This window comes from Methylocella sp. CPCC 101449 (assembly GCF_031921685.1).
In the GTDB taxonomy this organism is placed as follows: Bacteria; Pseudomonadota; Alphaproteobacteria; order Rhizobiales; family Beijerinckiaceae; genus Terripilifer.
The window spans coordinates 46931-71945 of the sequence record NZ_JAPDHU010000001.1 but is presented as its reverse complement, the minus strand read 5'-3'; the positions used below and the strand labels follow the sequence as shown (position 1 = coordinate 71945).

Genomic DNA, 25015 nt, shown 5'->3' with positions numbered 1-25015 from the left:
AGTCCGTAGCGCGCTTTCGCCTGGGATGAAACCCTTCCATTATCTTTGGGAACCCTGGCGCCCTCTGGCCGGTTCCTCGTTCATCAATTGTTGCGGCGGTAGTCTCTACTCTGCCGCGATTCGCCGCAGAAGCGTGTCTGGAGAAGAGTTTATGGCCGAGCAGTCAACCGCCGCCGCTTTCGCCGCCCTCAAGGCGCATAAAAGTGGGATGGAGAACGTCCATATCGCCGACCTGTTCAAGGACGCGGGGCGCTTCCAGAATTTCCACGCGCGGCTCGACGACCTGCTGTTCGATTATTCCAAGCACCGGGTCTCGGGCGAGACCATGGAAAAGCTGTTCGCTCTGGCGCGCGCCGCCGATGTGGAGGGACGTCGCAAGGCGCTCTTTGCCGGTGAGCATGTCAATCTCACCGAGGACCGTGCCGCCATGCATATGGCGCTGCGCAACGTCTCGGGCCGACCGGTGATGATCGATGGCCGCGATGTCATGGGCGACGTGGTCGCCGAACGCGAGAAACTTCTCAATTTCGCCGAACAGATCCGCAGCGGCGCGATCCGTGCCGCCAACGGGAAACCGTTCACCGATGTGGTGAACATCGGCATTGGCGGTTCCGATCTTGGTCCCGCTATGGCGGCGCGCGCTTTGTCGCCCTTTCGCGGCCAAGGCCCGCGCACGCATTTCGTTTCCAACGTCGACGGCGCCGATCTTGCCGATACGTTGAAGACGCTCGATCCCGCGCGCACGCTCTTCATCGTCTCTTCAAAAACCTTCACCACCCAGGAGACGATGACCAATGCCGCTTCGGCGCGTGCCGTCATCGCGCAGTCGCTCGGTGAAGCCGCCGTCGGCGATCACTTCGCCGCCGTGTCCACAAAGCTCGATCTCGTCGCCAAATTCGGCATCAAGCCGGAGCGCGTGTTCGGTTTCTGGGATTGGGTCGGCGGCCGCTATTCGATCTGGGCGGCCATCGGCCTGTCGCTGGCCATCGCCATCGGCCGCGATCACTTTGAAGCTTTCCTGCGTGGCGCCCATGACGTCGATACGCATTTCGTCGAGACGCCGCTGGAGCGCAACATTCCCGTGCTGATGGCGCTCATCGGCATCTGGTATCGCGATCTGTGGGGCTATGGCTCGCAGGCGGTCATTCCCTACGATCAGCGCCTGGGGCGTTTTTCCGCTTATCTGCAACAGCTCGATATGGAATCGAACGGCAAGTCGGTGACGCGCTCCGGGGCGCCGGTGGCGCATCCGACGGCGCCAGTCATCTGGGGCGAGCCCGGCACCAATGGCCAGCATGCCTTCTTCCAGATGCTGCATCAGGGCACCGACATCATTCCCGTCGATTTCATGGTCGCGGCCGAACCCATCGATGCCGATGCGCATCATCACGATCTGCTGGTCGCCAATTGTCTGGCGCAGAGCGAGGCGATGATGCGCGGGCGCTCGCGTGCCGAGGTCGAAGCCATTTTGCAGAAACAGGGGCTCGATGCGGCTCATATCGCGAAACTGGCACCGCACAAGGTCTTCGCCGGCAATCGTCCGACCACGACCATCATGTACAAGCGTCTTGATCCGCGCACTTTGGGCCGTCTGATCGCGCTCTACGAGCACAAGATCTTCGTGCAATCGGTGGTGTGGGACATCAACGCCTTCGACCAATGGGGCGTCGAGCTCGGCAAGGAATTGTGCAATCGCCTAGCGCCCATCGTCGCCGATCCGTCGAAATCGACTGATGGCCTCGATGCTTCGACGGAGGGCTTGATCGGTTATCGCCGCGCGCTGGCCAAGGGATAGATCAGCGCCGTTCCATCATCCGCGACACGACTTTCGCGGTGTAATCGACCATCGGCACGATGCGCGCATAATTGAGCCGCGTCGGGCCGATGACGCCGACCACGCCGACGATCTTCTGCGATCCGTCGCGGAAGGGGGCGGCGATCATCGAGGAGCCCGAGAGCGAGAACAGCTTGTTCTCCGAGCCGATGAAAATGCGCACGCCTTCGCCGGTTTCGGCCCGCGCCAGAAGGTCGATCACGTCCTTCTTGGTCTCGAGATCGGAGAACAGAAGACGGATGCGCTCCAGGTCTTCCACCGCTTTCAGATCTTCGAGCAGATTGGCCTGGCCGCGCACGATCAATTGCTGGTTCGTGCCGCCGGGGCCGGTCCAGCTCGCAAGGCCCGCGTCGATCAGGCGCGCGGTGAGTTGATCGAGCTCGGCTTCCGCTGCCTGCCGCGATGCGTCGATTTCCGCCCGCAGGTCGGCGAGCGTGCGCCCGCGCAGGCGCGCATTGAGATAATTGCCGGCTTCGACAAGAGCAGAGTTCGGCAGGTCGCGTGGGATCGGCAGGATGCGGTTTTCCACCGATCCGTCCTCGGCGACGAGCACCGCCAGCGCCCGGTCCGGATCGAGGCGGACGAATTCGATCTGGCGCAGCCGCGCATTGTCCTTGGACGTCAGCACGACGGCGGCGCCGCGCGACAGGCCGGAGAGCAGCGAGGAGGCCTCCGTCAGCACGCCCTCAAGCGTCTGGCCGGTGGAGGCCGCCCGCACCTGCGCCTCGATACTGCTGCGATCCTCGTTCGAGAGATCGCCGACTTCGAGCATGGCGTCGACGAAGAAGCGCAGACCGAGTTCGGTCGGCAGCCGGCCGGCGCTGGTGTGCGGCGAATAGACGAGGCCCGCGTCCTCCAGGTCCTGCATGACGTTGCGGACGGAGGCCGGCGACAGGGTGATCGGCAGGATACGCGATAGATGACGCGATCCCACCGGGTCGCCGGTTTCCAGGTAGCTGTCGACGATATGCCGGAAAATCTCGCGCGAACGGGCATTCAGCTTCGCGAGCGAGGCGTTGTCGGCGGACGGGCGGTCAAAAGATGCCATAGCCCTAAAATGACCAAGCGGGGCTCTGGGTTCAAGTGTCAGCCGCGTGCGCGGCTCTGCAATCGTTCGAAGACGTAAACGGCGATCGCTCCGTAGATCACGTGGCCGGCCCAGCTCATGAAGGAGAGTGCCGGATAATCGGTCAAAAGCAGGAAGGGCTGGCCGGCGAGCGGCGCCATGATGCCCAGCGCATTGAACCAGGTGAACGAGCCCCAGCTCAATGCGTTGGCGCTCAGGGCATGGGGATTGAACAGGCGGGTGGCCGACAGAACCGTCACCAGCAGCCAGAACAGCCCGATGAACAAGGTTGCCTTGCTGGAAGCGGCGAGCCAGGCCACCGCCAGGGTGAAGAGCACCCAGACGAAGATATCGAAGGTGGCGGCCCAGGCGCGAAACCCGCGCGAGATCACCCAATAGGCGATCGGATAGCCGATGATGCCGACCGCATAATGGAGCGCGGTGGCCGTGGTGGACGACACTTCTATGCCGGTCCAGCGGGCAATGAGCGTGGCGACGAGGGCGGGGGGCTCGAGCGGAAAACCAGCGACCGGCGGGGTGAGCACCTTGGCCCAGATTTCCCAGACGATGAGACCGGCCAGGCCGCCGGTAAAAAGCCGCCCCAGCGTGGCGGCGCCGGGAAGCGGCGGGTTTGAGAAGGTTGCGGTGCTCGTGGTCATGGCCTGCCTCCCAAAACTCTGTTTTCAGGAGCCTATGCCCGATGGCCCTCGCATGCACATCACAAGCTTTCAGGGTGACGTGAAGGGGCTGTGAAGATTATGATCGAAAAGATCCTGGGGTCTGACCGTGGGAAGCCGGGCCCAAGGCGCTAACCCATCGGAATGACTACCTGATCATGTAATATATTGCATCTTTCTGCCTCCCGGCGTTGCATTGGCAAAGGCCGTGCGAGAGTGGCAAAAGAAACGCAGCATAGGGATGAATTGATCAAACGGGCCCGCCCGGCATATTGCCAGACCATGTAATATAATACATGGTGCGCCGCCCAACGCACTTATCCGCCCAAACGGCCATACAGGGACTGTATGGGAAACTGAACTGGAGACTGTCGTGTCCTCAACCGCATCCGCCGCCGCCGCGACCTCGCACACCCATCGTGCCGCGTTCGCCTGGGAAGATCCGTTCCTGCTCGAAGACCAATTGCAGGAAGAGGAGCGGATGATCCGCGACACGGCCCGCGCCTATGCCCAGGAAAAACTGCTGCCGCGCGTGGTGGAAGCCTATGCGAAAGAGAAGATCGACCACGACCTGATCCCCGAAATGGGCGAACTCGGCCTGCTCGGCGTGACGATCCCGGAAGAATATGGCGCGGCTGGCGCCAACTACGTCTCCTACGGTCTCGTGGCGCGCGAAATCGAGCGGGTCGACTCCGGCTACCGTTCGACCTTGAGCGTCCAGTCCTCGCTCGTCATGCACCCGATCTATGCCTATGGCGATGCGCAGCAGAAGCAGAAATACCTGCCCAAGCTCGCCAGCGGCAAAATGATCGGCTGTTTCGGCCTGACCGAGCCCGACGCCGGTTCTGATCCGGGCGGCATGAAGACGCGCGCCGAAAAGGTCTCCGACGGCTATCGCCTCACCGGCACGAAGATGTGGATTTCCAACGCGCCGGTCGCCGATCTGTTCGTCGTCTGGGCGAAGTCGGACGCGCATAAGGGCCAGATCAAGGGCTTCCTGATCGAGAAGGGCACCAAGGGCCTCTCAGCCCCGAAGATCGACGGCAAGCTGTCGCTACGCACCTCGGTCACCGGTGAAGTCGTCATGGACGGCGTCGTCATTCCGGAAGAAAACCTGCTGCCGAATGTCTCCGGCCTGAGCGGTCCGTTCGGCTGCCTCAACCGCGCCCGTTACGGCATTGCCTGGGGCGCCATGGGCGCTGCGGAAGATTGCTGGCTGCGCGCGCGCCAATACACGCTCGACCGCAAGCAGTTCGGCCGTCCGCTCGCCGCCACCCAGCTCGTGCAGAAGAAGCTCGCCGACATGCAGACGGAAATCGCGCTCGGCCTGCAGGCCTGCCTGCGCGTCGGTCGTCTCTTCGACGAAGGCCGTGCTGCGCCGGAAGCCATCTCGATCATCAAGCGCAACAACGCCGGCAAGGCTTTGGACATCGCCCGCGTCGCGCGCGACATGCACGGCGGTAACGGCATCCATGGCGAATTCCACGTCATGCGCCATCTCCAGAATCTGGAGACGGTCAACACCTATGAAGGCGCGCATGACGTGCACGCGCTGATCCTTGGCCGCGCGCAGACGGGTTTGCAGGCGTTTTTCTGAGCATCTCTGGTGTGGAAAGCTCCAGTCGCATTTATTGCGACTGGAGTTGAGGCTGCGTTAGCTGTCTTCAGCGACTACGTCACCGCCGGTTCTGAAAATGCATCTCGTCCCGTGCTGCCTGAAGATCAATTTTTGCCTTTGTGCCGTGCTTTTCCAGCAGGTGCAGGAGGTTTTGTCCCGTTAAAAGCGTGATCGGTTTGCCGGATGCAAATTTGTGAGCATCGGGACCATAGTCGGTCGTCGTAACCAGTATCCCCTTTGAAGCACTTTCATGCTGCATGGTGCCAAATAAATCTCGAACGGCGGAAACACCAACTGTGCGAGTATAACGTTTCGCTTGGATGACTATCTTTCCGCCGGTAATCGGGTCTGGGTCGAATGCAACTGCATCGACACCGCCATCGCCGCTTGATTGAGTGACTTTCACCTCGCCGCCTCGAGCGGCGAATTCCTTTTCGAATAGTTCGCGAACCAAATGCTCGAAATCTTGCCAATCCATGGCGGCAAGGTTCGTTCCCTCGTTCAATTGATCAACTATGTTCCGTGCATCGATAAAGCGACTGTCTTCTCTGTCCATTTCCATGATGGGGGGAATTGGAGCGAGCACGGACAGGGTTGATGCAGAAACCCCTTTTAGATTTTTGAAGCAGATTTTTGGGTCAACCATTCTCAGATTGATCGCTGCAAAGTCGGGACGATTGGCCAGGATGGACATTATGCACGACGTGACATAGTGGCCAGTAGAGCGGTCAATCGACGTAACAAATCCATTGAAAAGAATGTTCTCGACGTTGCCAAACTCATCGGCGTTGAAAACTTCGTGGATCGTTCGAAGGCAGATTTGATAGCATGCTGAATCAAAGGTCGCCTTTTGATCGCGTTCGGAAAAATACGTCTCTTTGATTTCTTGAGAGGCATTTATGAACCGCGCCGATTTTAACTTTGGCATGCCGTCTGGGGCAGGGAGTTCATATTTGATCATCGCCAGTTTATCTTCCGCCTTGTAGTCGACGATAAATGACGGATAGAAAATCTCGCTGTAATCGGACCGCTCTAAGACAAGGGTGATATGTTCGATGACCGCTTGAGAGTCGCCGCTTTGAACACCAGCCATGAATTCCTCGGCACGCGCATTCTTGGTGGCTTTCTCCGCTTCAAATAGGGAGCGCTTGTCGTCAATCTCCTTCTGCCAAGTGTCGGCTTTTATCTTATAGTCGGCGTCAACTTGTTCCCATTCGCCAAGCTGTTGCATAAAAAAATGCTGGGCTTGTTGTTGCTTTTTCCTTCGCTGCCCAAAAAGGGCTGCCCAGATTGAAATCTCTGGCTCTATGTATTGTGGAGCTTTTGCCGGGGGCCTTGGTTTCCTTGCAAGCAGAGCTGCCTCGACCGCTTCGAACTTTGAAAAATCTTTCAGAGAATTCCAATCAAACTGGCCGCGCCGCTCTAAAGCTGTGCTTAGAATGTTTGCGAGAGCGTCCATTTTCGCTCTGGCTTGCGCTGTCAAGCGCTCGGCAAGTTCCCGGCCGCTTTCCATGGTTAAGTTTCGCTGGTGCTCTGCGAGCCTCTTGTCCCAAGCCAACATGAGAGCGTCGACTTTATCTTGCAGGAGATAGAGTTCTGGCGCCCCGAGTTCCTTATGAAGCCCCAATTCTTTGTGCCAAAAATCGATATGGTACCGGATGATCCGGTCGCCTTTGACACTGTACTTCGCCAGTAGCTTGCCAATCTCTATTTGAGAAAGGTTTTTGCTCTTGATTTCAATGTCCATCGGTCATTTGCCCCCGCCAGCTAATTCACCCGAAATGCCAGGGGACCTGCAAGCAAAATCCTTCTCTTGGATGGGGACGTAATACGAAAAGGCCCGGAGCGATGCTCCGGGCCTTCTGCTTTGAATGGATCGCGTCGCTTATTCGGCGGCGATGCGCGAGAAGGGCGCGGCTTCGCGCACCTTGGCGTCGACGTGGCTTTCGAAGGTGACGAAGTTCTTGCGGAACATTTCGACAAGGTGCTTCGCGGTCGAGGCGAACTCGGCCTTGTTCGACCAGGTCTTCACCGGCTCGAGGATATGCGGCTCGACGCCAGGCACCGAAGTCGGCACGGCGAGGCCGAAATAGGGATCGGTGCGGAAGGTCGCCTTGCTCAGCGAACCGTCGAGGGCGGCGGTCAGCAGACGGCGGGTGACGCGGATCGGCATGCGACGGCCGACGCCTTCCTTGCCGCCGGTCCAGCCGGTGTTGACCAACCAGCAGTCGACCGAGTGCTTGGCGATCAGGTCACGCAGCATGTTGCCGTAGACGGAGGGGTGCAGCGGCAAGAACGGATGGCCGAAGCAGGTGGAGAAGGTCGCTTCCGGACCGGTCACGCCCTTTTCGGTGCCGGCCACTTTCGCGGTGTAGCCCGAGAGGAAGTGATACATGGCCTGGGCCGGATCGAGCTTGGCGATCGGCGGCAGCACGCCGAAGGCGTCGCAGGTCAGCATGATGATGTTCTTGGGCTGACCGGCGCGGCCGGTGCGCGACGCATTCGAGATGAAGTCGAGCGGATAGGCGACGCGGGTGTTTTCGGTCTTGGCTTCGCTGTCGAAATCGGGCTCGCGGGTCAGCGGGTCGAAGACGACGTTTTCCAGCACCGTGCCGAAACGCTCGGTCGTGGCGTAGATTTCAGGCTCGGCCTCGCGCGACAGGCGGATCGCCTTGGCGTAGCAGCCACCTTCGAAGTTGAAGACGCCGTCCTTGCCCCAGCCGTGCTCGTCGTCGCCGATGAGGATGCGGTCCGGGTCCTGCGACAGGGTGGTCTTGCCGGTGCCCGACAGGCCAAAGAAGATCGCTACGTCGCCATCGTCGCCGACATTGGCGGAGGCGTGCATCGGCATGACGTTCTGAGCGGGTAGGGTCCAGTTCAGCCAGGTGAAAACCGACTTCTTCATCTCGCCGGCATAGTTGGTGCCGCCGATGAGGACGATCTTGCGGGTGAAGTCGAGGGCGATGACGGTTTCGCTCTTGCAGCCGTGACGCTTCGGATCAGCTTTGAAGGTCGGCAGGTCGATGATCGTCAGATCAGGGACGTAAGCGGCGAGTTCGGTCTTGTCGGGGCGGATCAGCAGATTGCGGATGAACAGCGAGTGCCAGGCGAATTCGGTGATGACGCGCGATTTGACCCGGAAGGAGGGATCGGCGCCGCCGTAGAGGTCCTGGACGAACAGGTCCTTGCCTTCGGCATGTTTGAGGAAATCTTTGAGGAGAACGTCGAACTGATCGGGCGTGATCGAATTATTGTTGCCCCACCATACCTTGTTCTCGGTGAGGGCATCGCGGACCGTGTGTTTGTCTTTCGGCGAGCGGCCCGTGTGAATGCCGGTTTCGGCATTGATCGGCCCACCCGGCATGATCACCGCTTCATCGCGGCGGATCGACTCTTCGTACAGCATCGGCGCGTGCAGATTGTAGAAAACCGTGCCGAGATTTTTGAGGCCAAATTTATCAACCCCGTAGGAGGTGTTGAACGCGCCCACCTGTTTCATTGCTGTCTCCGAACTGATCCGACAAATTCACCCGGCACTTGCCGTGCCGGCGTTTCCGATGCCCGTATCGCGGGCTCTGCCGAAAATTGAGGGCCGCACCTTTAGTCGCCCCAGCCTCCCTGAGCAAGGTTCAGCGTGACCTCATATGACGTTGGGATTAACGATTTTTGGCAGAAGACGCACGCAATAACCCATTGTGCGGCGCATCAATTCTGGCTCCGCGCCGCAACGGCGAGCGCAACCAAGGTATGGTGAAGGGCGTCCGCGGTCAGGACAGGGCTTTGAAACGTCACTCGTTCTGTGCTTTCGCCCCAAGCAAGATCGACGCCTTCGGGATCGATGCCGGTGATCCGCCAGGGGCCATCGGCGGCACGGCAAAGCTTTGTGGCGTAGAGTCGCACCGCCTCGGCGTGATCGCTGTTCATATGCGCGATGGCCGAGGCCTCGGCAGCGATCATCGATTCGGCGCCGTCGAGCGGCGTGCGCAGGGCCGCGCCGTCGAAATCGGCGGCCCGTGCGAAACCGCCGTTGAGATGGATCTTAACCATGTCGAGCCGGTAGAAACCGAAATCGCCGAAATCGGCATAGAGCGCCGACTTCGGATGACGGCTCAGGAAGCGCTGCTTCAATCGGTCGCGCTCGCTGTCCGCACATTTGCGCACCTGGCCGCTGACGGTGAGGCGCGGGTAGGCGAGCGGATCGCCCTTGCCGGTCTCGGCGAGGAGAAGCGAGGCGCGCGCGTCGGCGGCGAGATTGCGCGTGTGAAGCGCCAGCCCCGAGAGCAGCAGGATCGGCGTACCGTCATGATCGGTCGCGACATTGACGAGCGTCGAGAACGGAGCGCCGTCCTGACCCAGCGTCGCCAGGGCGCCGGCACGGATGCTGCGCAGAAGCCCCTTCGACACGGCGATGGCATCGTAGACTTCCGGCACGTTCGGGCGCGGTTCGGCGACCGGATTGGCAAGTGGATCGGTAAGTGGATCGACAGGCGTCAAGGCTTCGGTCCTCCGTTGGCTTTCAAAAACGTTTCCGCTGCTGTGTCGGTGCCTACGAAACCGTCTGTCTCTTGTAAGCGCGGCATAAGGTCCGCGGACGCGTGCACGGGCTTTTCGAGAGAATCCGCTGCTGGCGATTGCGCCGAAACGGCGGCGATCCGGCCGGGCAAGACCGCCGCGACGGCCGCATGACGAATCATTAATGTCATCGGCGTTCGCTTATCCACCCTCGGGAAATGGTCCGAAAACCGCTCATTTTGGCGGAAAATTAGCGGCAAACCGCGCGATTGTCGCCTGTCTGCACAGGCTTTCCCGCTGTAATGCCAGTTGGATGGGTGATTTTTGCCAATAATGGCCTATATTGTGGCGATGAGTTTCCGCGCGGGCCGTCTGCCCCCTACTGCGGGCAGCACTGAAGGTAACGTCACAATTCTGCCCGCAATCGTGCGGAGTTTGCCGCCGCGTCAAGAAGATGCACTGCCGTACGGCCTTTCGCCGTTGGTACGGCGCCACCACCAGAGGATTCTATGCCGACCATCGCGCTTGTAGACGACGATCGCAACATTCTGACCTCCGTGTCCATCGCCCTGGAAGGCGAAGGCTACCGGGTCCAGACCTACAACGACGGCGCCAGCGCGCTCGACGGCCTGCGCACCAACCCGCCTGATCTGGCCATCTTCGATATCAAGATGCCACGCATGGACGGGATGGAGCTGCTGCGCCGCCTGCGCCAGAAGTCCGATCTGCCGGTAATCTTCCTCACCTCGAAGGACGAGGAGATCGACGAGCTGTTTGGCCTGAAGATGGGCGCCGACGATTTCATCCGTAAGCCGTTTTCCCAGCGCCTGCTGGTCGAGCGCGTCAAGGCGATCCTGCGCCGCTTCAATCCGAAGGAAGCCGCGACCGCCAAGGAGACCGAAGCCCGTATTCTCGAGCGCGGCCAGCTCAAGATGGATCCGGAACGCCACACCTGCACCTGGAACAACGAGCAGGTGACGCTGACGGTGACCGAATTCCTCATCCTGCAGGCGCTGGCTCAGCGCCCGGGTGTGGTGAAGAGCCGCAATGCCCTGATGGACGCGGCCTATGACGATCAGGTCTATGTGGACGACCGGACGATCGACAGCCACATCAAGCGCCTGCGCAAGAAGTTCAAGGTTGTGGACGACAACTTTGAGATGATCGAAACGCTTTACGGCGTTGGCTACCGCTTCAAGGAAGCGTAAGGACGCAGTCAGATCGCTGGTTCAGGATCGATCTGATTTGATCTGATCCTGTCAGCGCGCTGCGGACAAGGACTGCCGGACAAGATGCGATGAGCGTCGAAGCACAGGATGGCCAGATTCCGGCAACGGCCTCTGAGCCGGCCCCGCGCCGACGCAGCCTGGCGGGGCGTACCCGGCTGCTGCGCCGGACCTTGGCTGCGCCTTTCGCCTCGTCGCTTACCCGCCGTATCGTCGCCCTCAATCTGGGCGGCCTCGTCGCCCTGCTGATCGGCTTTCTCTATCTCAATCAATTCCGCGAAGGCTTGATCGATGCCCGCATCGAAACCCTGAAGACCCAGGGCGAGATCATCGCCGCGGCGATCTCGGCTTCGGCCACGGTCGAGACCGACAGCATCACCGTCGACCCGGAAAAGCTGCTGCAATTGGCGCCCGGCCAGAGCACGGGCCCGGGCGAGGACAGCGACGCGCTGGAATTCTCCATCAATCCCGACAGCGTCGGTCCGGTGTTGCGCCGTCTCGTCGGGCCAACCCGCACCCGCGCCCGCATCTACGACCGCGACGGCTATCTGCTGCTCGACTCCCGTTCGATGACCGATCGCTCGACGATCCTGCGCTTCGATCTGCCCGATGGCGGCAAGGAAGAGGCGACGGTCAGTTTCCTCAAACGCGCCTGGGCGACGGTGCTGGGATGGTTCGGCGAGCCGAGCCTGCCGCTCTATGAAGACATCGGCCTCAACAACGGTCGCGCCTATCCCGAGGTGCAATCGGCGTTGCGTGGGTCGAGCCGTTCGATCGTGCGCGTCAATTCGGCGGGCGAGACCATCGTCTCGGTGGCTATTCCCGTGCAGCGTTTCCGCGTGGTGCGCGGCGCTCTGCTGCTCTCCACCCAAGGCGGTGACATCGACAAGGTGATCACGGCGGAACGCTGGACGATGATCCGTCTGTTCATCGTCTTCTTCGCCGTCATGCTGGTGCTGTCGTTGTTTCTCGCGCGACAGATTGCCGAGCCCATGCGGCGGCTGGCCGAAGCGGCTCAGCGCGTCCGGCGCGGCATCAAATCTCGACAGGAAATTCCCGACTTCACCGAACGCGCCGACGAAATCGGCCATTTGTCGGGTTCGCTGCGCGATATGACCACGGCGCTCTACGCCCGCCTCGATGCGATCGAGAGCTTTGCCGCCGACGTGGCGCATGAATTGAAGAATCCATTGACCTCGCTGCGCAGCGCCGTCGAGACCTTGCCGATCGCCAAGACCGATGAATCGCGTGCGCGCCTGCTCGACGTCATCAAGCACGACGTGCGGCGGCTCGACCGGCTGATCAGCGATATTTCCGATGCCTCGCGTCTGGATGCCGAACTGGCACGCGCCGACATGGCGGATGTCGATCTTGTCCAGCTCGTGCGTGCGGTCGTTAGCGTCGCCAACGAAGTCAATCGTGCCGACAAAGTGAAGTTCACTATCGACGTGGCGCCAAGCGACGAGGCGAATGCCTATCACATCCTCGGCCATGACTCGCGCCTGGGGCAGGTGGTCACCAATCTCATCGACAATGCGCGTTCCTTCTCGCCGCCCGGCGGCAACGTGCGCATCGCCTTGCGTCGCGTCCGCGACATGGGTCGCGCCAAGGCGCTGGAAGACGGTGTCGAAATCATCGTCGATGATGACGGACCTGGCATTCCCGCCCATGCGTTCGAACGCATTTTCGAGCGCTTCTATACCGACCGTCCGAACCAGGGCTTCGGTCAGAACTCCGGTCTCGGCCTGTCGATCTCGCGTCAGATCGTTGAAGCGCATGGCGGCCATATCCGCGCGCTCAATCGCACCGCCTCCAGCGACGGCGAGGTGCGCGGCGCCCGGTTCGTCGTCTGGGTGCCGGTCGGCAAATGAGCGGCGCGGCGCCGGCCTATCATCATGCCACCGCGGTGATCGTCGGCGAGCGCGCCGTGGTGATCCGTGGCGAGTCCGGCTCAGGCAAATCGACTCTCGCCCATATGCTGTTGGATCAGGGCGCGCTGGCCGGTCTTTTCGTGCGTCTCGTTGGCGATGATCGGGTCGCTCTGGCTGCGGCCGGCGGGCGATTGGTCGTGCGCGGTCATCCGGCGATCGCCGGATTGGTCGAGCAGCGCGGCGAAGGGCTTCACGCCGTGGCCGCGGAACCGGCCGCCGTGGTAACGGCCGTGGTTGATTTGTGCACAGCAAAACCGGCCCGGATTCCATCGGAGACAGAACTGGTTACCGACATCTGTGGGGTGCGGGTGCCCCGTTTGGCCCTGTTAAGCCACAGTTTTGGGCCCGAAACGGCCTCGCAAGTGATATCCTTCGTCCAGCGGCAAAATGTCAGGGGGGCGAACAAGAATGGCTAGAATTTGCCACTTGATAAAATCGCTGCAATGCACATTATTGCCCGCTTTCCGCCGGCCGGCCCTCAGGTCTGGCTGGTTTGTGCCAGGATTGGCGGGAATTTTTATGGACGGTCAGTCCCAATGATCGGAATGGTCCTGGTGACGCATGGTCACCTTGCGACGGAGTTCCGTGCTGCACTTGAGCACGTGGTCGGTCCGCAAAAGCAGCTCGAAACGATTACCATTGGTCCCGACGACGACATGGAGCGTCGGCGCAAGGACATCGTGTCCGCCGTCGAAGGCGTGAACACCGGTGACGGTGTCGTGGTTCTGACCGATATGTTCGGTGGCACGCCCTCCAATCTGGCGATTTCGATCATGGACGGCGCCAAGGTCGACGTCGTGGCGGGCATCAACCTGCCGATGCTGATCAAGCTCGCGTCCGTTCGTGACGATGCCCGGCTTGAGGATGCGGTGATTCAGGCGCAGGATGCAGGACGCAAATATATCTCCGTCGCCAGCCGGATATTGAACGGGAAATGACAGACGACATCCTGGAAGATTGTCCGCCGACCCCAGATTTCCCCGGCTGCATCGTTCGGGAAATGCCCATCATCAATCGCAAGGGCCTGCACGCCCGCGCCACGGCCAAGTTCGTCCAATGTGTCGAGCAGTTCGATGCGACCGTCTCGGTCTATCGCTGCGGCGAGACGGTCGGCGGCACATCGATCATGGGCATTCTGACGCTGGGTGCGGGTATAGGCACCACGATCACCGTCGCCGCCCAGGGCCATGAAGCTCGCGAAGCCATCGATGCTTTGTCCGAACTGGTGGCCAATCGCTTCGGCGAAGACGAATAAGCTCGCACCTATAAATCAGTTCCCCAGTTTGACTTCTTCCCGGTTTGACTTGGCCACGCGCATGATTAGTCTGCGCGCCAATCAATAAGGGGCCTGCACGAGCAGGACCCATTCTGGAGGAAATACTCATGTCGACACGGCTTTGGCTGGGAGCCGCCGGTCTTGCAGCGCTCATGTCGGTGTCGCCGGCGTTGGCCCAAAAGGCGAAGGGCACGCTGCGTATCGCTTTCACCGATCCGATCAGTTCGGCGCTGCTTCACGACGATCCCAAGCCCGAAACGGGTCTCACCTCGGTGGCGGTGTTCGACACGCTGATCTGCTTCGATCGGACCAATGGCGAATTGAAGCCGATGCTGGCGTCATCGTGGAAACAGATCGACGACCGCACCATCGAAATGAAACTGCGTGAAGACGTGAAGTTTCATGACGGCTCGCCTTTCGACGCCGATGACGCCGTCTACACGCTCAACTGGCTCGTCGATCCGCGCAACAACATCCGTTTCGGCAGCAATTTCGACTGGCTGGAAAAGGCCGAGAAAATCGACCGCTTCACCATTCGCATCATCGAGAAATTCCCCAGCCCCTTGGCCATGCTGCGGCTCTCCTCCGGCGCGCCCATGCTGCCGTCGGACAGGCACAGCGGCTTTGGCGAGAGTGGTGATTTCGGTCGCAAGTCGCCGATCGGCACTGGCGGCTATCGCGTCGAATATATCGATTCCACCCGCGGCATCATGTTGGTGCGCAATCCCGACTATCCGCAGGGTGGCGCCTGCACGCCAAAGCCGACGATCGAGCGTGTGCAGTTGATGCCGATCCCCGATGCGCAAACTCAGATCGCGCAATTGATGACCGGTGGCGTCGATCTCATTCGCATCACCACCCGCGATCAGGCGGAGATGCTGGCCAGCAATCCAGCCTTCGCCGTCACCGCCAATCAAGCGATCACCTTCCATTACATGGCGATGGATGCGGTGGGGCGCGCGGGCAATGCCGCTTTGCAGAAGTTCGAGGTCCGCAAAGCGCTGATCCAGGCGCTCGATCGCGCCCGGATTGCCGCCAGCGTCGTGCCGGGCGGCGAGGCGGTGAAGCCGGTCGACTCTTTCTGCTTTCCCATCCAGCGCGGCTGCGGCTTCACCAACAAGCCCTACGCTTACGATCTTGAGGCGGCGAAAAAGCTGCTCGCTGGCGCCGGCTATCCCAATGGTTTCGAGGTCGAGATCAACGCCACGCCGGGCTCGCATGATTTGGGCGAAGCCATTGCCGGCGAGCTGCGGCGCATCGGCGTGCGCGCCACGGTCGCCCGGCTGACCTTCGGCGCCTATCGCCAGCGCCAGCGCGACGGCAAACAGCAAATCCTCGTCGGCCAGTGGACCAACGGCGGCTTTCCGGACGTTTCGGGCACCGCCGATTTCTATTTCAACAATGGCGACCGGGACTATTGGCGCGATCCGGAGATCGTCAAATGGGCCAAAGCGGCGTTGTCGACCCTGGATGAAACGACCCGCCGCAGCCTCTATGCCCAGATTTTCGACCGGGCCAACACCCAAGCCTATGTCCTGCCGATTTCGACCAAGCCGGATGTCTTTGTCCACAGCCAGGATCTGGAGATTGCCACCGGCTCCCTCAACGTCTTCGGCAGCGAACTGTCGCTGATGCGCTGGAAATAGACTTAAGACGGAGACCGCCGGTAAACGGTTGAGCTTGCGCCACTTTGGCACGGGAAAAAGGGACCGATTCTGGTCAAAACGGCGCGAGGTGAGACCATCTGTCCCTCGCGCCTCGACGGCAAAACATATATGTGATCAAATAATAGACGTTCTAAACTGCAGGCCTCGGTTGGTGCGACCGAGACCGGGCCGGACGCCGCAAGTCGTGGACGGGCGAGGACTGTTCTGAAATGGATTACAGGCGTTTTTTCGGGGCCGCGATCGGCAGATTGAGAGACGAGGCCCGCTATCGCGTTTTTGCCGATTTGGAGCGTGACGCGAGCCGTTTTCCCCACGCAACCTGGTATCCCAATGTTGGCGATCTGAGCGGTACCGCCCGCGATATCGTCATCTGGTGCTCCAACGACTATCTCGGCATGGGCCAACACCCGGTCGTGGTCGCCGCCACCACCGAAGCGGTGTTGCAACATGGCGCTGGCGCCGGCGGCACCCGCAACATTTCCGGCAACAATCATCCGCTGGTGCGGCTTGAAGCGGAGCTCGCTGGCCTGCACGGCAAGCAGGCGGCGCTCGCCTTCACCTCCGGTTGGATTTCCAATCTGGCTGCCATCGGCACCATCGCGCCGCTGCTGCCGAACTGCCTGATCATTTCCGACGCGCTGAACCACAATTCGATGATTGAGGGCATCAAGCGTTCGGGCTGCGAGAAGCAGATTTTCCGCCACAACGATCTCGTGCATCTGGAAGAGCTTCTTGACGAAGCAGGTCCCGATCGGCCCAAGCTGATCATCTTCGAGAGCCTCTACTCGATGGATGGCGACATCGCCCCGGTCGGCCGCATTGCCGAACTGGCGAAGAAATATGGCGCCATGACCTATGTGGACGAAGTCCATGCGGTCGGCATGTACGGCGACCACGGCGGCGGCATCTGCGAGCGCGAAGGCGTGATGAACCAGATCGACGTGATCGAGGGCACGCTGGCCAAGGGCTTTGGCACGCTTGGCGGTTATATCGCTTCCGACAGCATCATCATCGACGCCGTGCGCAGCTATGCGCCGTCCTTCATCTTCACCACCGCGCTGCCGCCGGCGGTGGCTGCGGGCGCCCATGCCGCCGTGCGTCATCTGAAGGCGTCCAGCGACGAGCGTCATCGCCAGCAGCGCCAGGTCGGTCTCACCAAAGCGGCGCTGCGCGCTGCCAATCTGCCGCTGATGGAGAACACGTCGCACATCGTGCCGCTGTTCGTCGGCGACGCCGAACTGTGCAAGACGGCGAGCGACATGCTGCTGGAGCGCCACAACATCTATATCCAGCCGATCAACTACCCGACTGTGGCGCGCGGCACCGAGCGTCTGCGCATCACGCCAACGCCGCTGCACACGGAAGCGCATATCGAACACCTGGTCGAAGCCCTGCGCGACGTCTGGCAGCGCCTCGGCCTGCCGCGCAAGGTGCCGCACAACGTTTCGGCCACCGGCTTCGGCAATGTCGTGGCGGCCGAGTGATCGGCAGTTGCGAGTGATCAGAGGCTGAAAGCGGAATGAAAAAGGGCTCCCGAGGGAGCCCTTTTATTTTGCTTATTTCTTGGTCAGCGCATCGCGGATTTCTTCAAGCAGAACTTCCGAGCGGGGCGGGCCCGCGGGCGCGGCTTCCGGCTCCGGGCCCTTCAGTTTGTTCACCAGCTTGATGAAGAGGAAGATTACGAAGGCGAGCAGGATGAAGTTGATGCCGATGGTGATGAAATTGCCGACGGCGAGGACCGGCCCCTGTTTGCGCGCTTCCTCGAGGGCCGTGGCCGTCACGGCCTTGGACAAGGGGACGAACAGGTTCGAAAAATCGACCCCGCCGCCCGTCAGCACGGCGATAATCGGCATGAAAATGTCGGCGACCAGCGAGTCGACGATTTTGCTGAAAGCCGCGCCAATGATGACACCGACCGCCAAGTCGATGACATTGCCGCGCATAATGAATTTTTTGAATTCCTCAAACATCTGAAATCCCCGTCTCTGCCCATACGGATTCGCAGCCTGTCCCGGCAGCGAAGGTTGCAGGCTACCACCGGTCGTCACCCTCGCAAACCCATGCGCCGCCGCTGCCTGTGTTAAACTTGGGCTCAAACGCCGAGAAAAGCCGTCCCTGTAAGAGGTTCTCGGCAAAATCACGTTTCTAACCAAACCCGATTTGCTCTAGATTTCCGGCTGGGCTTGGGGTGGGAGCACAAAGGGAACCATGAGCGCGGGCGGCGCAGCCATTCTGACGGGGCTGCTTTATCTTTGCGGCCTCTTTGCCGTGGCTCACTATGGCGACACCTCCGGGCGCCATTTCATTTCCTCTCGCGCCCGTCCAATCATTTATGCGCTGACATTAGCGGTCTATTGCACCTCCTGGACCTTCTTCGGCTCCGTCGGTCTGGCGTCGCAAAGCGGGCTGGAATTCCTGCCCATCTACATCGGCCCGTTCATCGTCATCGGCCTGCTGTCGCCCCTGGTGCTGCGCATCGTCCGTCTGGCCAAGGCCCAGAACATCACCTCGGTCGCCGACTTCGTCGCCTCCCGCTACGGCAAGTCCGATCAGGTGGCCCGGGTGGTGACGATCATCTGCGTCATCGGCGCGGTGCCTTATATCGCCCTGCAATTGAAAGCCATCTCCAGCTCCGTCGTCATGGTGCTCGACTCGCTCGATGCCGGACATGTAATGGCGTCGGGCGCAACCGCCGGTCCGCTGGCTTTGATCGTCGCGCTCTTGCTCGCCTGTTTCGCCATGGCCTTCGGCACGCGCAACATCGATGCGACCGAGCACCAGGACGGTCTGGTGCTCGCCATCGCCATGGAATCCCTGGTCAAGCTGATCGCCTTCCTTCTGGTCGGCATTTATGTGACCTGGTGGATGTTCGACGGTCTGGCCGATCTCAGCATGAGGGCGGCGGAGAATGTCGCCATCAAAACCGATCTCGGCAAACAGCCCGATGCGCCGGTGTGGATCATCACCACTTTGCTGTCGGCCTGCGTGATCATTCTGCTGCCGCGCCAGTTTCATGTCACCGTGGTCGAGAACCGCGACGAGAAAGACGTTAAGACAGCGGCCTGGCTTTTTCCGCTCTATCTCGTTCTGATCAATCTTTTCGTCATTCCGCTCGCCATCGCCGGCCGATTGATCTTTGCCGACGGTTCGATCGACCGCGACATGACGGTTCTGGCTTTGCCGCTGCATTCTGGCGCCAGCACCATCGCCGTCATCACCATGGTGGGGGGCCTGTCGGCCGCCACCGCGATGGTGATCGTCGCCTCCATCGCCCTGTCGATCATGATCTCCAACGATCTGGTGATGCCGCTCCTGTTGCGCGGTCGCTCGACGCGCGAACGCATCGAGGCGGGCGATCCGGTGTCGCTCATTCTGGTGATAAGGCGCAGCGCCATCGTCGTCATCACGCTGCTGGCCTATATCTATTTCATCTATTCGGCGCCATCGGCATTGGCATCGATCGGTCTGCTCTCCTTCGCTGCGATCAGCCAGATAGCACCGGCCTTTTTCGGTGGTCTGTTTTGGACGCGGGCGACGGCGCGTGGCGCGCTCGCGGGCCTGCTGACCGGCATTTTCATCTGGGCCTACACGCTGCTTCTGCCATCGCTCGCCACCGAAACCTCGTGGCTTGCCAGCATCGTCGCCAACGGCCCGCTCGGCCTCGTGCCGCTGAAGCCGACGGCGCTCTTTGGCGTCGAACTACCGCAGCTCGTACATGGCGTGGTGTGGAGTTTGGCCGCCAATATCGTGGCCTTCGTCTTCTTTTCCCTGTCGCGGCATACGACGACGATCGAACGATTGCAGGCCAATATCTTTGTCGGTGCTTCGCCGGCCGCGCCGATGTCGCAAACCTTGCGGCTCTGGGGCGCCAATGTCACGGTCAGCGAGTTGGAAGACGCGGTCGCCCGCTATCTCGGTGGCCCGCAGACCCGCCGCTCGTTCGAAGAGTTCATGGTGGGGCGCGGCGCGACCCTCACGCCGACGCAGGAAGCCGACATCCATCTCTTGCGCTATGCGGAACATCTGCTGGCGTCGGCAATCGGTGCATCCTCGTCGCGTCTCGTTTTGTCATTGCTGTTGCGCCGGCGCAATCTGTCGCGTGATGCCGCGCTCAAACTGATCGACGAAGCGTCCGCCACGCTGCAATACAATCGCGATCTGTTGCAGCATGCGCTCGATTTCGCGCGCCAGGGCATTACGGTGTTCGACCGCGATCTCAGGCTGATCTGCTGGAATCGTGAATTCCGCGACATCTTCGACATCCCGCCTGAACGGATGCGCACCGGAATGGGTCTGGAAGAAGTCGTCCGTTTCAATGCCGAGCGCGGCATTTATGGCGAAGGCCCCATCGATAGCCATGTCGCCACGCGCATCGAACTGCTCGTCAACGAAGCCGATCCCGTGCGCCTGCGTTTGTATCATTCCGGCGACACGATCGAGGTCCGTTCCGCCCGAATGCCCGACGGCGGCATTGTCACGACCTACACCGATGTCACCCAGGCGGTGGCGGCGGAAGAGGCGTTGGAGCGCACCAATGAAACGCTCGAACAGCGCGTCCGCCAGCGGACGGAAGAACTGGTGCGGTTGAACCGTGAGTTGGAACGCGCGAAACTCCTGGCCGACGAAGCCAATCTGTCGAAGACACGCTTTCTCGCCGCCGCCAGCCACGATATTTTGCAGCCGCTGAATGCGGCGCGTCTCTATGCGACTTCGCTGCTGGAGCGCACACGCGGTGTCGAAGTGGCGGGCGAGAATGGCGCGGCGGCTTTGGCCTCCAATCTCGATCTGTCGCTGGAGGCGGTCGAGGAAATTCTGACGGCGCTGCTCGACATTTCACGCCTCGATGCGGGCGCGATGAAAGCGGAACGGTCGGTCTTTTCGATCGAGGAGCTGCTGTCGCAACTGCGTGTCGAATTCGCACCGCTGGCGGCGGAAAAAGGTTTGAAGCTGACCTTCATGCCGTGCGCGCTCAGCGTTCTCTCCGATCGCCGCTTGTTGCGCCGCCTGCTGCAAAACCTGATCTCCAATGCGATCAAATATACGCCGAAGGGCAGGGTGATCGTCGGCTGCCGCCGGCGCGGCGGCGAATTGCGGATCGAGGTTTGGGACACGGGCATCGGCATCCCTGAAAGCAAGCAGGGCGATATTTTCCGCGAATTCGAGCGGTTGGATGCCGCCGCCCGCACGGCGCGCGGCTTGGGCCTCGGGCTTTCCATCGTTGAGCGCATCAGCCGCGTTCTCGATCATCCCATCTCCTTGGCCTCGCGGCCGGGCATAGGATCGGTGTTTCGTGTGCCGGTGCCCGTTGCCGTGGGTGCGCCGGTTCTGCATCGCGCCGAGCCGTCATCGCAAGCGCCAAGCCCGCATCTGCCTCTACATGGCATGAAAGTGCTGGCGATCGACAACGAGCCGCGCATTCTCGACGGTCTGCAAATCCTGCTGTCGGGCTGGGGCTGCACGGTGATGACGGCCGCCGATGCCAAGGAAGCCATGCAGGCTTTGGCATACGGCGAGGCGCCGGATGTGGTGCTGGCCGATTATCACCTCGATGAAGGCGATGGCCTGGCCTGCGTCGCGGCGGTCCGCAAGCGCCTCGGCAAATATGTGCCTGCAGTCTTGATCACCGCCGATCGCTCGCCGGAGGTGCGCGATCTCTGCACCGAGCAAAACGTGCGTCTGCTCAACAAGCCCGTGCGCCCGGCGGCGTTGCGGGCCCTTCTCAGCCAATGGCGCGTTCTCCAGCAGGCGGCGGAATAGGGGGCGGATCGGCGAAATGTCGCATTTGACTTTCCGCCGTGAATATCCAAGTCTTCAGACATCATGTTGAAGTTCGCAGCTCTTCGCGCAGGTCTTCTGCGCTCCGGCAATCTCATCGCAGGTTTCTAGCCTCGGGTTCGGGTGTGCGTCGTCGCTCCGAGCTCGGGGTTTGACACGCGCCAAGCTGCTGAAATCGACTTCATGAATTTCAGCCTTCTGGGCCTCTGACACGACGCGTTTCCAACATTTTCATTCTTTGCCGCCGCTGGCCGCTGAACGGCCCGCAGCGCGCTGACGCGTCGCTTTATGCGAAGAGGACATCATTATGACGAGTGAACGTAAACCCCGTATCGTGTTGACGGCGCAGGACCATGAACGCCTGTCGATTTTAGCCCGCACGGCGAATGGTACGGTGCAGGATGCTGCCGCGGTTCTCACCAGCGAGCTGGATCGCGCCCATGTTCTCGCCAAAGGGCGTCATCCCGAGCACACGGTTTTCATGGGATGCGAAGTGGAGTTTCGGGACGACACGACCGACAAGGTACAGACGGTGACATTGGTCTATCCCGGCGAGGCCGATATTTCGCAGGGCAAGATCTCGGTGCTCACGCCGATTGGTGCCGCCTTGATCGGCATGCGCGCGGGACACTCGATCACCTGGGAAACGCGCGCCGGCGATCTCAAACGGCTGACGGTCATCGACGTGCGCGAGCCGAAGCCGGTTTGACGTCGTCCGGCTACTGTTTGACGAACATCAACACGAAGCGGTCGCTTTCGCCGATGGCGGCATATTTGTCGCGATTCTTGTCGCCTTCGCGATAGGTGGGTGGGAGCGACCAGACACCTTCCGGATAGTCCTTGGTGTCCTTCGGATTGGCCTTTACTTCCGATGTGCCGATCAGTTTGAAGCCCGCCTTCTCGATCAAGGCGATGGCGAAATCCTGGCGCACATAGCCGGTGCGCATCTGCGCCTCCTGCGACAGGTCGGTGCGGCCGCGATGGTCGGCAACGCCAAGGATGCCGCCGGGCTTCAAAGCCTTATGGAAAGCCTTCAACGCGCCATCGATCTCGTTGCGGTCGAGCCAGTTGTGCAGATTGCGGAAGGTGAGGACGAGATCGGCGCTCTGAGGCGGCGCGATGTCGTAGCGATCGGAAAAGAACTTCGTCACCTGCACTTTGCCGAACGTCGCGGGATCGTCGGCATATTTCTTCAGCATGCGGGCATGATCTTGCTGATAGCCGGGCGGCGCGCTCTCGTCGCGACCGGCCGTGACGTAGAGGCCCTTGTCGCGCACGTAAGGCGCGATGATCTCGGTCCAATAGCCGGCGCTGCCGGGCAAGACTTCCACCACGATACTGTCTGGCCGCAGCCCGAAGAACTTCAGCACTTCATAGGGCTTGCGATATGGGTCGCGCGCCGTATTGGCGGGGCTGCGCTGCGGCCCGGCGATGAGTTCAGCCAAACGGTCGGTGGATTGCGCCATGGCCGCGGGCGAGGCGAGCAAGGCCAGCAGGCAAACGACGAGGCCAGCCAGCCAGCCGTTTGATTTCTTACGGAGTGTCTGGGCTTGCATGGCATCCTCCAGCTTGATCGCGGCGTGTGTTGAGCTCAGTGAAGCCCGTGCGCGGAAAAATTGCAAAGCTGGAGGCAGGTGACGTCAGTGTTTGGGCGGCGACATCAGCGGCAAAGCAGCGAACTGTGCCCGCACCTGTGCCGCTTCGTCCCGTGCATGGCGCGCGTCACTGCGCGCTTTCTTGGCCGCGCGGCGATGCTTGCCCTGGCCAAACCATGTGGCGCAGCCGCCAAGCACCACGCCGATCATGACCGAGACGAAGACGATCAGGAACAAGGGTGCTTGGATCTGCATAGCCCAGTCGCCGAGCAGACCGGTTGGATCAAGGACGAAGGGGACACTGTGCCGATTGGCCACCGCGAAGACGACGGCGATGGCGGCAACAGGAAGAAAAACGAGCCATCGCAGCGCGCGCTTCATGACCCGTACTCCGTGCGCAGCAAGCTCTAGTGTCCGTCAGTGTTGAGACGCTCGCGCATTTCCTTGCCCGTCTTGAAGAAGGGCACCGACTTCTGTTCGACGGACACGTGTTCACCAGTGCGCGGATTGCGGCCGACGCGGGCGTCGCGACGCTTCACCGAGAAGGCTCCGAAGCCACGCAGTTCGACACGATCACCGCGCGACAGCGCATTGGTGATCTCGCCGAGGATCGCATTGACGATATTCTCCACGTCCCGGTGATAGAGATGCGGGTTCTTATCGGCAATTCGTTGGACCAGTTCGGACTTGATCATGGGCGCCTTTCCCTCGGTCTAGCTTGAGCTTGCAAATTGGCAATAATTGCAATCATTTCAATCGTCAATACAGGTCCGAAGAATGCCAGACGGCCACCAAACCGTCAAGCATACGCACTTCGGCCGTATTGCCGACCGAACGCATGGCCTGAGCGATGCCGCCAAAGCCGAGCGCTTCGGCCATATCGGCGGCCGATCCGAACAGGCCGAGATAGTTCGTGGCCGAGGAGCGGCGCCAGTCACGCACCGGCAAGTCCTTGGCGACATGGCGTTCACGCTCCATCCAGGCGATCGCTTCACGCTCGCCGCCGATCTCGTCGACCAGTTTCAGCGGCAGGCCCTGACGCGCGGTGAACACGCGCCCATCGGCCACGGTCGTGAGTTCCTGATCGCTCAGATGGCGGCGATCTTTCACCAGTCCTTTGAACCAATCGTACGAATCACTGACGATGGAGGCGATGGCGGCGCGCGCTTCCGGGCTCGTCGGTTCAAACCCGTCGGGCGAGGCCTTGAGCGGCGAGGATTTGATCGTCTCCATTTTGACGCCGACCGTGTCGAGCACTTTGGCGACGTTCGGGAATTGGAAGAGCACGCCGATCGAGCCCACCAGGGAAGTTCCCCGCGCAAAAATACGGTCTGTGCCTAAAGCGGCGATATAGCCGCCCGAGGCGGCCATCGTGCCGACGACGGCGACGGTCGGCTTCTTCTGCGACAGACGGCGCAGCTCGTCATAGATGCGTTCGGCGCCGGTCGTCGTGCCGCCGGGGCTTTCGATCGAGACGATGACGCCGGCGGCGTTGGATTTGCCGATGTCGTCGATGAGCTTCAGTGTGTCTTGATTGCCGGTCAGCACGCCGCCCAGGGTCAGCCGCGCGATATGGCTGCTGCCGGTGGTCGGCAGGCCGTTGCTCCAGCGGTAGGCGCCGACAGCGGCGGCGACCAGGAACAGGGCGACGGTGGCGATGCGCCAGAAGGACAGCTTGCGGCGCAGCCGGCTGCGGTCGATCAGATAGTCGGCGGGATATTCGGTAGCCATGCAACTCTCCGTGCGGCGCGCGCCAGATGAGGCGTCTCAATGGAGCCCCTAAGATGCTCCTCGACTGGCGGTAAAATACGGCAAATCGTAGGACGAAGCCGGACAAA

Annotated in this window: 21 protein-coding genes; 11 read left to right on the top strand and 10 right to left on the bottom strand. The window is 61.1% G+C overall.

Going from position 1 to position 25015, the window contains the following annotated elements; translation table 11 throughout:
* Positions 1-151 precede the first annotated feature (151 nt).
* Complete coding sequence (pgi, locus tag OIM99_RS00315; protein WP_311848290.1) at positions 152-1795, top strand: glucose-6-phosphate isomerase; 1644 nt, start codon at positions 152-154, stop codon at positions 1793-1795.
* Between the two features lies 1 nt (position 1796).
* Here the strand turns inward: pgi and hrcA are convergent, their stop codons facing one another.
* Together hrcA and OIM99_RS00305 are read right to left on the bottom strand one after the other, a co-directional pair.
* Positions 1797-2882: a heat-inducible transcriptional repressor HrcA gene (hrcA, locus tag OIM99_RS00310; protein ID WP_311848289.1), complete on the bottom strand. Its 1086-nt coding sequence runs from the start codon at positions 2880-2882 to the stop codon at positions 1797-1799.
* A gap of 38 nt (positions 2883-2920) precedes the next feature.
* Positions 2921-3559: a hypothetical protein gene (locus OIM99_RS00305; RefSeq protein ID WP_311848288.1), complete on the bottom strand. Its 639-nt coding sequence runs from the start codon at positions 3557-3559 to the stop codon at positions 2921-2923.
* Positions 3560-3950: 391 nt separating this feature from the next.
* On the opposite strand from OIM99_RS00305, the gene OIM99_RS00300 reads away from it, so the two are divergent.
* Positions 3951-5174, top strand: a complete 1224-nt coding sequence (locus OIM99_RS00300; protein ID WP_311848287.1) for an acyl-CoA dehydrogenase — start codon at positions 3951-3953, stop codon at positions 5172-5174.
* A 79-nt stretch (positions 5175-5253) separates the two neighbouring features.
* On the opposite strand, the gene OIM99_RS00295 is transcribed toward OIM99_RS00300, so the two are convergent.
* From OIM99_RS00295 to OIM99_RS00285, 3 genes are all read right to left on the bottom strand, one after another.
* Positions 5254-6942, bottom strand: coding sequence for a restriction endonuclease (locus tag OIM99_RS00295; protein ID WP_311848286.1), 1689 nt, complete (start codon positions 6940-6942; stop codon positions 5254-5256).
* Positions 6943-7080: 138 nt separating this feature from the next.
* Positions 7081-8694: a phosphoenolpyruvate carboxykinase gene (locus tag OIM99_RS00290; protein ID WP_311848285.1), complete on the bottom strand. Its 1614-nt coding sequence runs from the start codon at positions 8692-8694 to the stop codon at positions 7081-7083.
* Positions 8695-8900: 206 nt separating this feature from the next.
* Positions 8901-9689, bottom strand: a complete 789-nt coding sequence (locus OIM99_RS00285) for a DUF2470 domain-containing protein (RefSeq protein ID WP_311848284.1) — start codon at positions 9687-9689, stop codon at positions 8901-8903.
* 527 nt (positions 9690-10216) lie between these two features.
* On the opposite strand from OIM99_RS00285, the gene OIM99_RS00280 reads away from it, so the two are divergent.
* From OIM99_RS00280 to hemA, 7 genes are all read left to right on the top strand, one after another.
* Positions 10217-10915, top strand: a complete 699-nt coding sequence (locus tag OIM99_RS00280) for a response regulator transcription factor (RefSeq protein ID WP_090703980.1) — start codon at positions 10217-10219, stop codon at positions 10913-10915.
* A gap of 89 nt (positions 10916-11004) precedes the next feature.
* A complete protein-coding gene (locus OIM99_RS00275) occupies positions 11005-12804 on the top strand; it encodes a sensor histidine kinase (RefSeq protein WP_311848283.1) in 1800 nt (599 codons plus the stop codon).
* Positions 12801-13280: an aldolase gene (locus tag OIM99_RS00270; protein WP_311848282.1), complete on the top strand. Its 480-nt coding sequence runs from the start codon at positions 12801-12803 to the stop codon at positions 13278-13280. Before OIM99_RS00275 ends, OIM99_RS00270 begins: the two co-directional genes overlap by 4 nt.
* A 120-nt stretch (positions 13281-13400) precedes the next feature.
* Positions 13401-13802, top strand: coding sequence for a PTS sugar transporter subunit IIA (locus tag OIM99_RS00265; protein ID WP_311850321.1), 402 nt, complete (start codon positions 13401-13403; stop codon positions 13800-13802).
* Positions 13799-14119, top strand: a complete 321-nt coding sequence (locus OIM99_RS00260; RefSeq protein WP_311848281.1) for an HPr family phosphocarrier protein — start codon at positions 13799-13801, stop codon at positions 14117-14119. The genes OIM99_RS00265 and OIM99_RS00260 overlap by 4 nt, the downstream gene beginning before the upstream one ends.
* Positions 14120-14247: 128 nt before the next feature.
* Positions 14248-15786, top strand: coding sequence for an ABC transporter substrate-binding protein (locus OIM99_RS00255; protein ID WP_311848280.1), 1539 nt, complete (start codon positions 14248-14250; stop codon positions 15784-15786).
* A gap of 230 nt (positions 15787-16016) precedes the next feature.
* Positions 16017-17291 (top strand): 5-aminolevulinate synthase, encoded by a 1275-nt coding sequence (gene hemA / locus OIM99_RS00250; protein WP_311848279.1) that lies wholly within the window; start codon positions 16017-16019, stop codon positions 17289-17291.
* A 72-nt stretch (positions 17292-17363) separates the two neighbouring features.
* Here hemA and mscL read toward each other — a convergent pair whose 3' ends face one another.
* The gene (gene mscL / locus OIM99_RS00245) at positions 17364-17777 is read right to left on the bottom strand and encodes a large conductance mechanosensitive channel protein MscL (RefSeq protein ID WP_311850320.1); all 414 of its coding nucleotides are present in this window, start codon (positions 17775-17777) and stop codon (positions 17364-17366) included.
* Between the two features lie 238 nt (positions 17778-18015).
* Between mscL and OIM99_RS00240 the strand changes: the two genes are divergently transcribed.
* Together OIM99_RS00240 and rnk are read left to right on the top strand one after the other, a co-directional pair.
* A complete protein-coding gene (locus tag OIM99_RS00240) occupies positions 18016-21564 on the top strand; it encodes a NahK/ErcS family hybrid sensor histidine kinase/response regulator (RefSeq protein ID WP_311848278.1) in 3549 nt (1182 codons plus the stop codon).
* A 325-nt stretch (positions 21565-21889) separates the two neighbouring features.
* Positions 21890-22291, top strand: a complete 402-nt coding sequence (gene rnk, locus OIM99_RS00235; protein ID WP_311848277.1) for a nucleoside diphosphate kinase regulator — start codon at positions 21890-21892, stop codon at positions 22289-22291.
* A 10-nt stretch (positions 22292-22301) separates the two neighbouring features.
* Here the strand turns inward: rnk and OIM99_RS00230 are convergent, their stop codons facing one another.
* The 4 genes from OIM99_RS00230 to sppA all read right to left on the bottom strand — a co-directional run bounded on the left by OIM99_RS00230 (position 22302) and on the right by sppA (position 24908).
* Positions 22302-23138 carry a methyltransferase gene (locus tag OIM99_RS00230; RefSeq protein ID WP_311848276.1) on the bottom strand — a complete coding sequence of 279 codons (837 nt, stop codon included), beginning with the start codon at positions 23136-23138 and terminating at the stop codon, positions 22302-22304.
* A gap of 84 nt (positions 23139-23222) precedes the next feature.
* Complete coding sequence (locus OIM99_RS00225; RefSeq protein WP_311848275.1) at positions 23223-23558, bottom strand: LapA family protein; 336 nt, start codon at positions 23556-23558, stop codon at positions 23223-23225.
* A 26-nt stretch (positions 23559-23584) separates the two neighbouring features.
* Complete coding sequence (locus OIM99_RS00220; RefSeq protein ID WP_311848274.1) at positions 23585-23872, bottom strand: integration host factor subunit beta; 288 nt, start codon at positions 23870-23872, stop codon at positions 23585-23587.
* Positions 23873-23936: 64 nt separating this feature from the next.
* A complete protein-coding gene (gene sppA / locus OIM99_RS00215; protein ID WP_311848273.1) occupies positions 23937-24908 on the bottom strand; it encodes a signal peptide peptidase SppA in 972 nt (323 codons plus the stop codon).
* Between the last annotated feature and the right edge of the window lie 107 nt (positions 24909-25015).